Origin of the sequence: Streptomyces sp. NPDC047971, from assembly GCF_040653355.1 — a bacterium.
In the GTDB taxonomy this organism is placed as follows: Bacteria; Actinomycetota; Actinomycetes; order Streptomycetales; family Streptomycetaceae; genus Streptomyces.
Genome location: NZ_JBEZNW010000033.1, coordinates 53,157 through 67,001, shown reverse-complemented (window position 1 = coordinate 67,001; position 13,845 = coordinate 53,157). Strand labels below are relative to the sequence as shown.

Genomic DNA, 13,845 nt, shown 5'->3' with positions numbered 1-13,845 from the left:
CCGAGAGCTGCGGCGCTACGGGCCTCTTGCGTTGTCCGGGAGTTCACGGCCTACTACCAGGGTGCCGGACATGAGCGAACCGACCCGACGAACGCTCCTGACGACGAGCGTCGCCTCCGCCCTTACCTTGGGAACCGTGAGCTTCGCGCAAGCCGCCGGCACACCGGGCGGCGACCGTACGCAGACGGTCGGCGGCACGCTGCCGCCCGGCTCCCCGGACTTCGTGTACCTCCCGGTCGAGGTCCCGCGCGGGGTGCGCGAGATCCATGTCTCGTACGCGTACGAGCGGCCGTCCGTCCCCGCGGGGACGCAGGGCAACGCCCTGGACATCGGCCTCTTCGACCAGCGCGGCACCGAGCTCGGGGGCGAGGGCTTCCGGGGCTGGTCGGGCGGGGCGCGCCAGGAGTTCTTCGTCCGGTCGGACGCGGCGACCCCGGGGTACGTCGCGGGGCCGGTACGCGCGGGCACGTGGTTCGTGGTGCTCGCCCCCTACACCGTCGCGCCGCGGGGGCTGACGTACTCGGTGACGATCACGCTGCGCTTCGGCGCCTCGTTGCCGACCCCCAGGCCCGTGTACCCGCCGGAGCGGGTGGAGGGCCGGGGCAGGGCCTGGTACCGCGGCGACAGCCATCTGCACACCGTGTACTCGGACGGGCGGCGCACGCCCGCGGAGGTCGCCGCGCTCGCACGGGCCGCCGGGCTCGACTTCCTGGCCACCACCGAGCACAACACCCATGCGGGGCACGGGGCGTGGGCCGAGTGCGCCGGGGACGACCTGCTGATCCTGCTCGGCGAGGAGGTCACGACGCGCAACGGCCATGTGCTGGCGCTGGGCACGGACCCGGGCACGTTCGTGGACTGGCGCTACCGGGCGCGGGAGAACCGCTTCGGGCACTTCGCGCGGGAGATCCGCCGGGCGGGCGGGCTCGTCGTCCCGGCGCATCCGCATGCCACCTGCATCGGCTGCAACTGGAAGTTCGGCTTCGGGGAGGCGGACGCGGTCGAGGTGTGGAACGGCCCCTACACCCCCGACGACGAGGTGTCGCTCGCGGGCTGGGACGCGGCGCTCGCCAAGGGCCGCTGGACCCCCGCCATGGGCAACAGCGACGCCCACCGCGACCCGGACCGCGTCGGCACCCCGCAGACCGTGGTCCTCGCCGACGGCCTGAGCCGGGAGGCGATCCTGGCGGGCCTGCGCGCCGGCCGCTCGTACGTGGCGGAGTCCTCCTCCGTCTCGGTGGACTTCACGGTGACGGACGGGCGGGGCCGGTCGGCGGGGATCGGCGAGCGGCTGCGGGTGCCGGCGGAGGAGCCGGTGACGGTGCGGGCGACGGTGGCCGGTGCCCCGGAGGGCGGCACGGTCCGCTTCGTCACGGACCAGGGCGTGCTGCACACGGCGGGGGCCACGGGTCCGGTGGAGTGGGTGACGACGGCCGCGTACGCCTCGTACGTACGGGCCGAGGTCCGTCACCCGGCGACGCTGCCGCCGCTGCCGGGCGCGCTCGTGGCGTTCACCAACCCGGTGTTCCTGGAGCTCCGCTGATCAGCCCTGATACTCGCTGAGGTCGATCGCGTACACCCGCAGCGGGACACCGAAGTCGGGGTGCTCGGTCTCGCGCTCCGGGGTCATCCCGAGCTTGCGCATGACGTTCTCGGAGGCCCGGTTGGAGATGTGGGTGATGCTGACGACGCGGTCGAGACCGCGGTCCTGGAGCGCGAACTCCAGGGCCGCGTGGGCGGCCTCGGAGGCGTACCCCTGCCCCCAGAAGGGCCGCCCGAGGCGCCAGCCGACCTCCACCTCGTGCCGCAGGTCGGGCAGGAAGCCGGGCACGGAGAGTCCGGCGAAACCGATCAGCTCACCGGAGCCCAGGAGCTCGACGGCGAAGAGCCCGAAGCCCTCCTCGTCCCACTCCTCCTCCCAGCGCTCGATGTCCTCGGCGGTCTGCTCCAGATCGCGGACCGATCCGTCGCCGATCCAGCGCATCACCTCGGGGTCGGCGTTGATCTCGGCCATGGGGACGAGGTCGTCGTCGGTCCAGCGGCGCAGGAGGAGGCGGGGGGTACGGATCTCGGTCATGCCCTCATCGTCTCGCACCCCGCCCGAGGCCGTGCGAGCCCCTTGACCTCAACCTTGCTTGATATACGAGTCTCGTCGCATGGACACGGACACCGCTGACATCACCCGTCTCTTCGACCGCTACCTCCGCTCCCTCGACGACCGGGGCGCCTTCGACGACGCCTGGGCCGCCGCCTTCTTCACCGAGGACGCGACCACCTCGACGCCCGCCGGGGACGTGCGGGGGCGCGCGGCGGTCGCCGCCAACGTGCGCATGGCCATGGGGCTCTTCGACCGGACCGTGCACTTCGGCTCCGGCTACCTCGTCGAGGTGGACGGCGACCGCGCCACCCTTCTCGGGAACCAGCTCTCCACCCACGTACTCGCCGACGGCAGCGGGTTGTTCCTGTCCGGCGGGCGGACGGAGAACGAGCTCGTGCGCACGCCCGACGGCTGGCGCCTGTCCCGGTCCGATCTGCGCATCGCCTGGACGCAGGGAAATCCGCCTGTGCTTCCGTAGCCCGGCTGCTTGGATGACCGGCATGCTGAACCGACTCGAGGCGTACTACGACGCCGTCCCCCGATCCGCCGCCCGTGCCGAGGAGTTCGGGCCGCTCACCCTCTTCGTACGGGAGGGGGCGGGGTGGCCCTTCTACGCGCGGCCCGCGCTGGGGTACGGCGGGGAGGTGAGCGTCGCCGAGGTGGAGCGCGTGCGGGCACGGCAGCGGGAGCTGGGGGCGCCCGAGGCGTTCGAGTGGGTGGCGGAGACGTCTCCGGGGCTGCGGGCTGCCGTCGAGGGCAGCGGGCTCGTCGTGCACGAGCATCCGCTGATGGTCCTCGAAGGCGGTGGCGCGGCCCCCGCGCCGCCCGAGGGCGTCACGGTACGGATGGTCGGCGCCGACGACGCCGCCCTGCCGGGCGCGGCCGCCGTGCCGTACGCGGCCTTCGGCGTCCCGCCGTCGGCGGACGCCGCCGCGCAGCTCGGCGTCCGGATCGCCGCGGGCCTCACGCGTCTCGCCGCCGCCCTGGACGAGGACGGCACCGCGCTCTCGTCCGGCCAGCACCAGCCCGTGGGCCCGGTCTCCGAGGTCGTCGGCGTCGGTACCGTGCCGGCCGCCCGCCGCCGCGGCCTCGGTCTCGCGGTCACCGCGGCCCTGGTCGCGGATGCCCGCGCGCAGGGCGTGGAGACGGTCTTCCTGACGGCCACGGACGGGACCGTGGCGCGTCTCTACGCCCGGCTCGGCTTCCGTACGATCGCGACCGCGCTGATCGCGGAACCGGCCTCCTGAGCGTCTCCCGGAAGAAATCCTCGCGGACGTGTCACATCCGCGTCGCGCGATCCGTCAGTGCGGTGGAGCCACAGGAACGGCCCACAGGAGCACGGACCGCTGAGGAGCGAACACCATGTCGTACGAGATCACCCCGCGGATGTCCAACCCGGCCTACGTTCTCGCCAACGCCGCGCCGGCCATCCAGAACCTGGTCAAGGCCGCCCGCGAGGGCGGTGTCCCGGAGTCGACGCTGGAGCTCGTGCATCTGCGGGCCAGCCAGATCAACGGCTGCGGTTTCTGCGTCGACTTCGGCGTCAAGAGCGCCAGGAAGAGCGGGATGGCCGACGAGAAGCTCTTCGCCGTCTCCGCCTGGCGCGAGTCGCCGCACTTCTCCGAGGAGGAGCGGGCCGCGCTGGCGCTGGCCGAGCACGTGACCCGGCTCGCCGACGCCTCGGACGCCGTGCCGGACGCGGTGTGGGACGCGGCGGCCGACCACTACGACGAGAAGCAGCTCGCCTCGATCGTCCTGTGGGTCAGCGTCACCAACATGTTCAACCGGATCAACGTCACGGTGCGCCAGCCGGCCGGCGTCGGCATCTGACGGGCTCCTCGGGCACGGTCCGGCGCCGGTTCCACGGGCGCGACCTGGTGGGGGTTCCGCTCGTTGGAGCGGGCATGAAGAAGATCCTCACTCTTGCCCTGACCGGACTCGCCGTGGCCGGGAGCATCGGCGCCGCCGGTTCCGCCGCCGCCGACACCGCCGACATCGGCAACGCCCACCTCCCCTCGGTCGTCCCGCTGAGCGGCCTCCTGAACCCGCAGGAGAAGCCGGCCGCCGCGGCGGCGATGCCGGCCGCCAACGCGGCCGTCGAGGGGCTCCTGCCCGGGCGCTGACGGCGGCGGAACGGACGAGGTGGCGGGACCCGTGAGGGTCCCGCCACCTCGTCCGTTCACGACTCAGGGGCGCGCGGGGCGCGGTGTCAGTCCGCCACCACCAGGGACGGCGTCTCCTTCGTCAGCACCTCGCCCCGGAAGAACGCGGGGCTCCTGCGCTGCATCACCAGCATGATGACCACGCCGACCAGGAGCAGTCCGACACCGATCACGAAGACGGAGCCGACGCCGAGGACCGAGGAGCCGCTGCCGTAGGCCGGGTCCCACATGTCGTACAGCGTCTTGCCGAAGACCGCGGTCAGCAGGACGCCGCCGAGGATCGGGCAGAGGCCCTTGTAGACGAAGTCCCGGCCGGAGCGGAGGAGCTCCTTGCGGAAGTACCAGGCGCAGGCGAACGCGGTCAGCGAGTAGTAGAAGCAGATCATGAGGCCGAGCGCGTAGATCGTGTCGACCAGGACGTTCTCGCTGACCAGGGTCATCACCGTGTAGAAGACGCCGGTGGCGACGCCCGCGATGATCGTGGCCTTGCCGGGCACCTTGAAGCGCGGGTGGACCGTGGCGAAGGAGGCGGGGAGCGCCTCGTACGTCGACATCGCCAGCACTGTGCGGGCCACTGGGATGAACGTCGTCTGGAGGCTGGCCGCCGCGGAGGCGAGGACGGCGATGAAGAGCAGGATGCCGAGGGCGGGGCCCATGACCGGGCCGGCGAGGGCGGCGAAGACGTTGTCGGAGGTCTCCGGGTTGGCGAGGCCGAGGCCGCTGTCGCCGGAGCCGACCGCCATCTGCGCGGCGACGCCGGTGGCGAGGTAGGAGCCGACCAGGACGACCATCGCGATGAGCGCGGCGCGGCCGGGGGTCTTGGTGCTGCCGGTGGTCTCCTCGTTGGTCGCCATGCAGGCGTCCCAGCCCCAGTACATGAAGATCGAGAGGGACAGACCGGCGGTGAAGGCGGCGAAGGACTGGACGGCGAACGGGTTCATCCACTCCCAGGAGAAGGAGAGCCCGGTGTCGAAGGTGCCGCTGCCGGCCTTCTGGAAGGCCATCGCGACGAAGAGCGCGAGGACGACGAGCTGGAGGCCGACGAGGGCGTACTGCACGCCCTTGGTGGCGGTCATGCCGCGGTAGCTGATCGCGGTGGCGACGGCGATGAGCGCGAGGCAGGTGAGGATGTGGACGGCCTTGTTGTCGTCCAGGGCGGCGACGGACTCGCTGCCGGTGATCTCGCCGGCGAGCAGCCAGAAGTAGGAGGTCGCGACGCCGGCCAGGTTGGAGAGCACGATGATCGTCGCGATGACGAGGCCCCAGCCGCACATCCAGCCGATCTTGGGGCCGAACGCCTTCACGGTCCAGGTGAAGGAGGTGCCGCAGTCGGGCATGACCCGGTTCAGCTCGCGGTACGCGAAGGCGACGAGGAGCATCGGGAGGAAGCCGGCGAGGAAGATCGCGGGCATCTGGAGTCCGACCTCGCCGGCCGTGGAGCCGAGCGTGGAGGTCAGACAGTAGACGGGGGCGACGGTCGAGATGCCGATGACGGCACTGCCCATCAGTCCGACGGAGTTGCCGCCGAGTCCCTTGGTGCGTACGCCCTGGCTGTCACCCGAGGCGGTGACGCCCCTTACCGTGTCTCCGGCCTGGGGCCGTGCATCCACCTGAGTCATGAACAGGACGTTAAGTGCTGCGGTTTCCACATCCGGAGGATCCGACTCCAGGACATTGAGCGATCTTCGCCTTGCATTGAGAGGGCAACAGGACCCTCTCGGCATTGATTGAAAGATCGACCACCGGTCCACACCGACCGATTGGTAGGCGTCTCGGAAACCGTCCGATATGCGGGAACCGCAGCACTGTCCTGAATGTCCGTTTCGAAATTTTCCCGAAGTATTTTCCGGGCCGTGGGAGGAGCGGGTCAGCCGGGCCAGACCACCGCCTGCGTCTCGCTGTACGCGTGCAAGGCGTAGGACCCCACGTCCCTCCCCACACCGCTCTTCTTGAACCCGCCGAACGGCGCCTCCATGTTCCGTCCGATGGTGTTCACCCCGACGCCGCCGGCCCGCAGCCGGGCCGCGACACGGAACGCGCGGGCCACGTCCCCGGACCACACGTAGTCGATCAGCCCGTAGTCGCTGTCGTTCGCCAGCGCGACGCCCTCCTCCTCGTCGTCGAAGGGGACGACCACGACCACCGGACCGAAGATCTCCTCCCGGACCACCCGCATGTCGTTGGTGCACTCCGCGAGCAGGGTCGGGGCGACGTAGAAGCCCCTGGCGAGGTCCGGCCGCCCACCGCCCACGACGACCCGGGCCCCCTCCTTCCGGCCCAGCGCGACGTACGACTCCACCCGGTCGCGGTGGGCCGCCGAGATCACCGGTCCGACCACCGTCCCCTGCGCCCTCGGGTCCCCGACCTTCATGAAGGCCAGATAGCCGGTGAGCTTCTCGATCAGCTGCTCATGGATTCCGCGCTGGGCGAGGACCCGCGTCGGGGCCGTACAGATCTGTCCGCTGTAGAAGGAGAAGGTGGTGCCGATCCCCATCACGGCGGAGTCCAGGTCGGCGTCGTCGAAGACCAGCGCCGCGCCCTTGCCGCCCAGCTCCATCAGCTGCCGCTTCAGCTCGCGCCCGCAGACCTCGCCGATGCGCTGCCCGACGGCCGTGGAGCCGGTGAAGGAGACCATGTCGACGTCCGGGGAGTCGACGGCCGCCTCGCCGACGGCGGCGCTCGCGCCGGTGACCACGTTGACCACGCCCGCGGGGACGCCGGCCTCCTCCAGGGCCCGGGTCATCGCGTACACGGAGAGCGGATCCTGCGGGGCGGGCTTCACCACCACCGTGTTGCCCATGGCGAGCGCCGGGGCGATCTTGCCCGCCGGGTTGGCCCAGGGGTTGTTGTACGAGGTGATGCAGGTGACCACGCCCACCGGCCGCCGCACCGCCACCGCGCCGAAGACCCCGGCCCTGCCCATCGGCCCGGCCTCGTTGATCTGCGGGGGCAGCGCCTGCTCGACCGGTTCCAGGGCACCGCGGGCGTACCGGCGGAAGCGGGCGGATCCCACGGCGACCTGCATCCCGCGCGCGGTGCCGGTCGTCGCCCCCGTCTCGGCCTGCGCGAGTGCCGTGTTCGCCTCGGCGTCGCGGGCCATCAGGTCCGCGGCCCGGTCGAGGATCGCGGCCCGCTCCTCCGGTTTCGTACGGGACCAGGAACCGAAGGCCGCGCGGGCGGCCGCGGCCGCCTCGTACACCTGGGCGCGGGACGCCTCGGGCGCGAGGCCGACGACCTCCTCGGTGGCCGGATCGACCACCTCGTAGTGCCCGTCGTCGGGCTCGACCCACTCGCCGCCGATGAAGAGTCGCTGAGTCACCGGGTGGACACCGTCCTCGTGTCACGGCCGGAGCGCAGCACCTTGCCGGGTATCGCGCCGGTCACCTCGTCGTCGCGGATGGTCTCCACGCCGTTGACGCGGACGGAGACGACGCCGATCGCCCGCGAGTCGAGCCGGGGGCTGTCGCCCGGCAGGTCGTGCACCAGGGTCGCCGGGCCCGCGTCGATCCGCTCCGGGTCGAACAGGACCAGGTCGGCGTGGAAGCCCTCGGCGATCCGGCCGCGCTCGCGCAGCCCGAACAGCCGGGCCGGATCGTCGGTGAGCATCTTCACCGCCTGCTCCAACGGGAGCAGCTTCCGGCCGCGCAGACAGTCGCCGAGGAAGCGGGTGGTGTACGGCGCTCCGCACATGCGGTCCAGGTGCGCGCCAGCGTCGGAGCCGCCCAGCATCACGTCCTCGTGGTCCCAGGTCTCCCTGCGCAGCGCCCAGGAGGCGGGGTCGTTGTCGGTGGGCATCGGCCACAGCACGGTCCGCAGGTCGTCGTTGGCGCAGATCTCGACGAGGCACTGGAAGGGGTCCTGGCCGCGCTCGGCGGCGATGTCGCCGACGACCCGTCCGGTGAGCCCCCGGTTCTCCTCGGAGTAGGTGTCCCCGATGACGTACCGGGCGAAGTGCGCCAGGCGGCGGAAGACACCGGCCTCCTTGGAGTCGGCCCGGCGCAGCATCTCGGCCCGGACCTCCGGGTCGCGGAGCCTCGCGATCCGCTCGGGGACGGGAAGGGCCAGGATCTCGCCCCAGCCCGGGATGAGGTTGAGGGCGCAGAACGTGCCGAGCGACATGTTCATGGGGGTGAGGATCGGCATGGTGAGGGCGACGATCCGGCCGCCGGACTTGCGGGCGCGTTCGGAGGCGACGAGCTGGCGCGGGACGCGCTCGGGGACGCCGGCGTCGATGGTGAGGACGTTCCAGTTCAGGGGCCGGCCGGCGGCCGCCGTCATGTCGACGAAGAGGTCGATCTCCTCGTCGGAGAACTGGTCGAGGCAGCCGGCGAGGATCGCTTCGAGCTGGGTGCCCTCGTGCTCGCCGACCGCCCGGGAGAGCGCGATCAGCTCGGCGGGCGCGGCATGCCGGGAGGCCACCGGGGCGCCGTCGCCGTCGGAGTGGGTGGAGGACTGGGTGGTGGACAGACCCCAGGCACCGGCGTCCATGGCCCCCTTGAGGAGGCCGACCATCGCGTCCAGCTGCTCGGGGGTGGGCTGCCCGCCGACGGCCTCGGCGCCCATCACGTACCGGCGCAGGGCGCAGTGCCCGACCATGAAACCGGCGTTGACGGCGATCCGTCCTTCGAGGGCGTCGAGGTACTCGGCGAAGGACGACCAGGTCCAGTCGACGCCCTCCTCCAGGGCCTTGAGCGCCATGCCCTCCACCTTGGACATCATCCGGCGGGTGTAGTCGGCGTCCTCGGGCCGCTCCGGGTGGAGGGGTGCGAGGGTGAAGCCGCAGTTGCCCCCGGCGACGGTGGTGACGCCGTGGTTCATGGAGGGCGTGGCGAAGGGGTCCCAGAAGAGCTGGGCGTCGTAGTGGGTGTGGGGGTCGACGAAGCCGGGGGTGAGGACGAGGCCGGTGGCGTCCTCGGTGGTGCGGGCGCTCTCGGTCGTCGTACCGGGCGCGGCGATCAGGGCGACGCGCCCGTCGCGTATGCCGACGTCGGCGACCCGGGCGGGGGCGCCGGTGCCGTCGACGACGGTGGCGCCCTTGATCAGGTGATCGAGCATGACGTTCCCTTCAGCACGGTCCTCTGCGCGTGGACGCGCCCCGGTCGGGGACGCGGTAGCCGGCCGCGGCTACGACGTCCCCGACCGGGGCCTGTCGGGACGGTGGTCCGGGAAGACACCGCCCCGGTACGGGGCCCTACTCCCCGGCCTGCTGCCGGAAGCGGGTGGTGCGGTGGACCGGGTCCGTGTCGATCTTCGGGATCACGTGCTCGCCGATCAGCCGGATCGAGTTCATCGTGTCCTCGTACGAGACCCCGATCGGCAGCCCGAACGACAGCTGGTCCGCGCCCGCCTGCTCCCAGCGCTTGCACTGCGCGAGGACCTCCGACGGGTCGCCGCAGATCATCAGCTCCTCCTGGATGAGGAGTTCGATGATCTCGGCGCTGTACTCGGGCAGCAGCTCCGGCCACTCCGGGATGCCCTCGGGGCGCGGGAAGGTGTCGTGGTAGCGGAAGAGCAGCGACTGCAGGTAGTTGAGCCCGCCGCCCACCGCGATCTCGACGGCCTTGTCGTGCGTCTCGGCGCAGATGGCGGTCGAGGTGACCATCACGTTGTCGTTGACGAAGGCGCCGACGGCCTTGGCCTCCTTGATCGCCGACTTGTAGGAGTCGAGGACCCACTCCATGTCGGAGACCTTCTGCACGCTGAAGCCGAGGACGCCGAGCCCCTTCTTGCCCGCCATGGCGTACGAGGAGGGGGAGCCGGCCGCGTACCACATGGCCGGGTGGGACGTCCCGTACGGCTTGGGCAGGACCTTGCGCGGCGGCAGGGACCAGTGCTTGCCCTGGAAGCCGACGTACTCGTCCTGGAGCCACATCTTGGGGAACTCGGCGATCGTCTCCTCCCAGATCTCCTTCGTGTGGTTCATGTCGGTGATGCCCGGCATGAACCCGAGGATCTCGTGGGAGCCCGCCCCGCGCCCCGAGCCGAACTCGAAGCGGCCCTGGGAGAGATGGTCGAGCATGGCGACCTTCTCGGCGACCTTGACCGGGTGGTTCACCGGAGCGAGGGGGTTGAAGATGCCGGAGCCGAGGTGGATCCGGTCGGTGGCGTGGGCGAGGTAGCCCAGGTAGACGTCGTTCGCCGAGAGGTGCGAGTACTCCTCCAGGAAGTGGTGCTCGGACGCCCAGGCGTACTTGAACCCGGACCTGTCCGCCTGGATGACGTACTCGGTCTCCTCCATCAGCGCCTTGTGCTCGGCCTCGGGATCGGTCTCGGCCCGCTTGCCGACGTATCCCTGTACGAAGATCCCGAATTCCAAGGGGGTTCACCGTCCTCATTGTTTCTGACGTACCGTCAGATTTCCTGTGCCCGACTTTCGCACCGCGTGACGGGTGCGTCAATACCTGATGGATCGTCAGAACGCCTCAGAAGAGGCTCACCCCGGCCAGCCAGCCGCCGTCGATGACGAAGGGCTGGCCGGTGATGTAGGCGGAGTCCTCCGAGGTCAGGAAGAGCGCGAGCGCCGCGACCTCCTCGGGCCGCCCGATCCGCCCCAGCGGCACCAGCTTCCGGTAGAGCTCGGCGGTCGCCGCCGGGTCGACACCCTCCGGATTGCTCATGGGGGTGTCGATCGCGCCCGGGCAGACCGCGTTGACCCGGATCCCCCTGGCCGCCAGCTCCAGCGCGGCCACGCGAGTGAGCCCGAGCACGGCGTGCTTCGTGGCGGCGTAGGCACCGACGCCGGCCATACCGGTCACGCCCGTGTACGAGGCGGTGTTGACGATCGTCCCGCCGCCGGCCGCCCCTATCTCGGGCGCGACCGTGCGGATCCCCAGGAAACAGCCGACCTGGTTGACCTGCACGATCGCCTGGAACTCGTCGAGCGGGGTCGCCACCAGCTCGTTGAAGCGGAGGATGCCGGCGTTGTTGACGAGCCCGTCGATCCGGCCGAAGCGCTCCGTGGCGACGGCGACCGCGCCCGCCCAGTCCTCCTCCCGCGTCACGTCGAGGTGGACGTACGCGGCGCGCTCCTCCCCCAGCTCCTTGGCGAGCGCCTCGCCCCGGTCGTCGAGCACGTCGGCGAGGACGACCCGCGCCCCTTCGGCGGCGAAGAGCCGCGCCTCCTGCTCGCCCTGCCCGCGCGCCGCACCCGTCACCACGACGACGCGCCCGTCCAGCTTGCCCATGTCCGTCCACTCCTCAGCTCAGGTGGGGGGCGACCTCGGCGGCGAACGCCGCCATCTGATCGGTGAGTTCGGCACGGCTCCGGGAGCGGAACCGGACCTGGATCTGATCCACGCCCATCGCGCCGTACGCGCGCAGCGACTCGGCGAGGGCCTGCGGTTTCCCGGTCAGCGTCCGCCGGCCGACCTCCCAGCCGGCCTCGCCGACGTACAGCGGCTCGACGATCGCCCCGACGGTGATCGGGTCGGCGATCCCAGCCTCGGCGCGCAGCCGGTGCAGCCGCGCGATCTGCGCGGGAAGCCGCTCCCTCGGGTCACCCTGCGGGAGCCAGCCGTCACCCCGCAGCGCGGCCCTGCGCACGGCGGCCGGCGAGGAGCCGCCGACCCAGACCGGCACCCGCTCCTGGGCGGGCCGCGGCAGCTGACCGAGGTCCTTGAAGGCGAACCTCTCCCCCGCGTGCTCCGGGTACTCCTCCGGGCCCAGCGCCGCCTTGAGCGCGTCGATGGTCTCGTCGAGGACGCCGCCGCGGCCGTCGAAGTCGGCTCCGACGGCCTCGAACTCCTCCCGCACGTGCCCCGCCCCGACCCCGAGGACCAGCCGGCCGCCGGAGAGGTGGTCGAGGGTCGCGTACGCCTTGGCGCTCACCAGGGGGTGGCGCAGGCCGACGACGGCGACATGGGAGAGCAGCCGTACGCGCTCGGTGGCGGCGGCGAGGAAGGAGAGCGTGGCGACCGGGTCGTACCAGACGGTGCTCATCGGCCCGGCGAGACGGCGCGGGATGGCGACGTGGTCGCAGCTCGCGATGTAGTCGAAGCCGCTCCGGTCGGCGGTGCGGGCGATCTCGACGAGGTCGGCGGGGCCGGCGGCGGCCTCCCAGGGCTCGGCGTAGATCGTGCTCTGCGACTGGACCGGGAGCTGCATCCCGTAGACCACCATGGCGATCCCTCCGGATCTGACGAGTCGTCATATCGATCGGCGGCTCTCATGCTTGCGTCTGACGACCCATCAGACAAGGGGTGTGCGGCGACGGCCGCGGAGGGTGCCGCCGGCGCGGGGGCGCACGCACGAGCGGCCGCACCCCGCGACGGGGTGCGGCCGTTCGCCGTACGCCTCGGGACCGCTACGGCACCGCTACGGCACCCAGAGTCCGTCCGCCGTGAGACCCAGCAGCTCGATCGCGTTGCCCCGCACGATCCGCTCCACCACGTCCGGCGCCAGGTGGCCCATCTGCGCCTCGCCGACCTCCCGGGACTTGGGCCAGGTGGAGTCGGAGTGCGGGTAGTCGGTCTCGTAGAGGACGTTGCCGACGCCGATCGAGTCGAGGTTCCTCAGCCCGAAGGCGTCGTCGAAGAAGCAGCCGTAGACGTGCTCGGCGAAGAGTTCCGACGGCGGGCGCAGCACCTTCTCGGCGACGCCGCCCCAGCCGCGGTTCTCCTCCCAGACCACGTCGGCACGCTCCAGGATGTACGGGATCCAGCCGATCTGCCCCTCCGCGTACATGATCTTCACGCGGGGGAAGCGCTCGAACTTCCCGCTCATCAGCCAGTCCACCATCGAGAAGCAGCAGTTGGCGAAGGTGATGGTGGAGCCGACGGCGGGCGGGGCGTCGGCGGAGGTCGACGGCATCCGGCTGGAGGAGCCGATGTGCATGGCGACGACGGTGCCGGTCTCGTCGCACGCCCGCAGGAACGGGTCCCAGTAGTCGGTGTGGATGGACGGCAGCCCGAGGTGGGGCGGGATCTCCGAGAAGGCGACGGCGCGGACTCCGCGGGCGGCGTTGCGCCGCACCTCCTCCGCGGCGAGCTCGGCGTCCCAGAGGGGTATGAGGGTGAGCGGGATGAGCCGCCCCCCGGCCTCCGGACCGCACCATTCCTCCACCATCCAGTCGTTGTACGCGCGGATGCCGAGGAGGCCGAGTTCGCGGTCGCTCGCCTCGGTGAAGGTCTGTCCGCAGAACCGCGGGAAGGTGGGGAAGCAGAGGGCGGACTGGACGTGGTTGACGTCCATGTCCGCGAGCCGGTCGGGGACGCTGTAGGAGCCGGGACGCATCTGCTCGTAGGTGATGACCTCCAGCCTGATCTCGTCCCTGTCGTAGCCGACGGCGGTGTCGAGGCGGGTGAGCGGCCGGTGCAGGTCCTCGTACACCCACCAGTCGCCGACGGGCCCGTCGTCACCCTTGGCCCCCATGACGGGCGCGAACTTACCGCCGAGGAAGGTCATTTCCTTCAGGGGCGCCCGCACGATCCGGGGGCCGGTGTCGCGGTACCTGGACGGGAGCCGGTCCCGCCAGACGTGAGGCGGCTCCACGGTGTGGTCGTCCACCGAGATGATCTTCGGGAAGGTCTCCATGCGTTTCACGGTAGCGTCGATCTGACGACCCGTCAGCTAGTAGGACGGTCCGAG

The 13,845-nt window shown here is 71.4% G+C and carries 13 protein-coding genes; 5 read left to right on the top strand and 8 right to left on the bottom strand.

The annotated features are described in order from the left end of the window. The first annotated feature begins 70 nt into the window (after positions 1–70). Complete coding sequence (locus AB0D99_RS26800) at positions 71–1,543, top strand: CehA/McbA family metallohydrolase (RefSeq protein WP_362367361.1); 1,473 nt, start codon at positions 71–73, stop codon at positions 1,541–1,543. Here the strand turns inward: AB0D99_RS26800 and AB0D99_RS26795 are convergent, their stop codons facing one another. Next, positions 1,544–2,077, bottom strand: a complete 534-nt coding sequence (locus AB0D99_RS26795; RefSeq protein ID WP_362367358.1) for a GNAT family N-acetyltransferase — start codon at positions 2,075–2,077, stop codon at positions 1,544–1,546. Between the two features lie 79 nt (positions 2,078–2,156). Between AB0D99_RS26795 and AB0D99_RS26790 the strand changes: the two genes are divergently transcribed. From AB0D99_RS26790 to AB0D99_RS26775, 4 genes are all read left to right on the top strand, one after another. After that, positions 2,157–2,576 (top strand): nuclear transport factor 2 family protein, encoded by a 420-nt coding sequence (locus AB0D99_RS26790; protein ID WP_362367355.1) that lies wholly within the window; start codon positions 2,157–2,159, stop codon positions 2,574–2,576. Between the two features lie 13 nt (positions 2,577–2,589). Then, the gene (locus tag AB0D99_RS26785; RefSeq protein ID WP_362367352.1) at positions 2,590–3,345 is read left to right on the top strand and encodes a GNAT family N-acetyltransferase; all 756 of its coding nucleotides are present in this window, start codon (positions 2,590–2,592) and stop codon (positions 3,343–3,345) included. A 115-nt stretch (positions 3,346–3,460) separates the two neighbouring features. Further along, positions 3,461–3,928 (top strand): carboxymuconolactone decarboxylase family protein, encoded by a 468-nt coding sequence (locus tag AB0D99_RS26780; protein ID WP_362367349.1) that lies wholly within the window; start codon positions 3,461–3,463, stop codon positions 3,926–3,928. A 74-nt stretch (positions 3,929–4,002) separates the two neighbouring features. Next, entirely contained in the window at positions 4,003–4,221 is a 219-nt protein-coding gene (locus AB0D99_RS26775) for a hypothetical protein (RefSeq protein ID WP_362367346.1), read from the top strand. 86 nt (positions 4,222–4,307) lie between these two features. On the opposite strand, the gene AB0D99_RS26770 is transcribed toward AB0D99_RS26775, so the two are convergent. The 7 genes from AB0D99_RS26770 to AB0D99_RS26740 form a co-directional block, all read right to left on the bottom strand. Continuing rightward, complete coding sequence (locus AB0D99_RS26770; protein WP_362367343.1) at positions 4,308–5,879, bottom strand: APC family permease; 1,572 nt, start codon at positions 5,877–5,879, stop codon at positions 4,308–4,310. Between the two features lie 248 nt (positions 5,880–6,127). Then, positions 6,128–7,579 (bottom strand): aldehyde dehydrogenase family protein, encoded by a 1,452-nt coding sequence (locus tag AB0D99_RS26765; protein WP_362367341.1) that lies wholly within the window; start codon positions 7,577–7,579, stop codon positions 6,128–6,130. Then, positions 7,576–9,315, bottom strand: coding sequence for a D-aminoacylase (locus AB0D99_RS26760; RefSeq protein WP_362367338.1), 1,740 nt, complete (start codon positions 9,313–9,315; stop codon positions 7,576–7,578). The genes AB0D99_RS26765 and AB0D99_RS26760 overlap by 4 nt, the downstream gene beginning before the upstream one ends. A gap of 136 nt (positions 9,316–9,451) precedes the next feature. Next, positions 9,452–10,576: an LLM class flavin-dependent oxidoreductase gene (locus AB0D99_RS26755; RefSeq protein ID WP_362367335.1), complete on the bottom strand. Its 1,125-nt coding sequence runs from the start codon at positions 10,574–10,576 to the stop codon at positions 9,452–9,454. A 106-nt stretch (positions 10,577–10,682) separates the two neighbouring features. After that, positions 10,683–11,444, bottom strand: coding sequence for a glucose 1-dehydrogenase (locus AB0D99_RS26750; protein ID WP_362367332.1), 762 nt, complete (start codon positions 11,442–11,444; stop codon positions 10,683–10,685). A 13-nt stretch (positions 11,445–11,457) separates the two neighbouring features. Beyond that, positions 11,458–12,378: an LLM class F420-dependent oxidoreductase gene (locus tag AB0D99_RS26745; protein ID WP_362367329.1), complete on the bottom strand. Its 921-nt coding sequence runs from the start codon at positions 12,376–12,378 to the stop codon at positions 11,458–11,460. 195 nt (positions 12,379–12,573) lie between these two features. Beyond that, positions 12,574–13,791 (bottom strand): amidohydrolase family protein, encoded by a 1,218-nt coding sequence (locus AB0D99_RS26740; protein ID WP_362367326.1) that lies wholly within the window; start codon positions 13,789–13,791, stop codon positions 12,574–12,576. Positions 13,792–13,845: the final 54 nt, after the last annotated feature.

Coding starts and splice junctions, on each gene's coding strand:
- AB0D99_RS26800 (WP_362367361.1), top strand. CDS start 71: ATGAGCGAACCGACCCGACGAACGCTCCTGACGACGAGCGTCGCCTCC.
- AB0D99_RS26795 (WP_362367358.1), bottom strand. CDS start 2,077: ATGACCGAGATCCGTACCCCCCGCCTCCTCCTGCGCCGCTGGACCGAC.
- AB0D99_RS26790 (WP_362367355.1), top strand. CDS start 2,157: ATGGACACGGACACCGCTGACATCACCCGTCTCTTCGACCGCTACCTC.
- AB0D99_RS26785 (WP_362367352.1), top strand. CDS start 2,590: ATGACCGGCATGCTGAACCGACTCGAGGCGTACTACGACGCCGTCCCC.
- AB0D99_RS26780 (WP_362367349.1), top strand. CDS start 3,461: ATGTCGTACGAGATCACCCCGCGGATGTCCAACCCGGCCTACGTTCTC.
- AB0D99_RS26775 (WP_362367346.1), top strand. CDS start 4,003: ATGAAGAAGATCCTCACTCTTGCCCTGACCGGACTCGCCGTGGCCGGG.
- AB0D99_RS26770 (WP_362367343.1), bottom strand. CDS start 5,879: ATGACTCAGGTGGATGCACGGCCCCAGGCCGGAGACACGGTAAGGGGC.
- AB0D99_RS26760 (WP_362367338.1), bottom strand. CDS start 9,315: ATGCTCGATCACCTGATCAAGGGCGCCACCGTCGTCGACGGCACCGGC.
- AB0D99_RS26750 (WP_362367332.1), bottom strand. CDS start 11,444: ATGGGCAAGCTGGACGGGCGCGTCGTCGTGGTGACGGGTGCGGCGCGC.
- AB0D99_RS26745 (WP_362367329.1), bottom strand. CDS start 12,378: ATGGTGGTCTACGGGATGCAGCTCCCGGTCCAGTCGCAGAGCACGATC.
- AB0D99_RS26740 (WP_362367326.1), bottom strand. CDS start 13,791: ATGGAGACCTTCCCGAAGATCATCTCGGTGGACGACCACACCGTGGAG.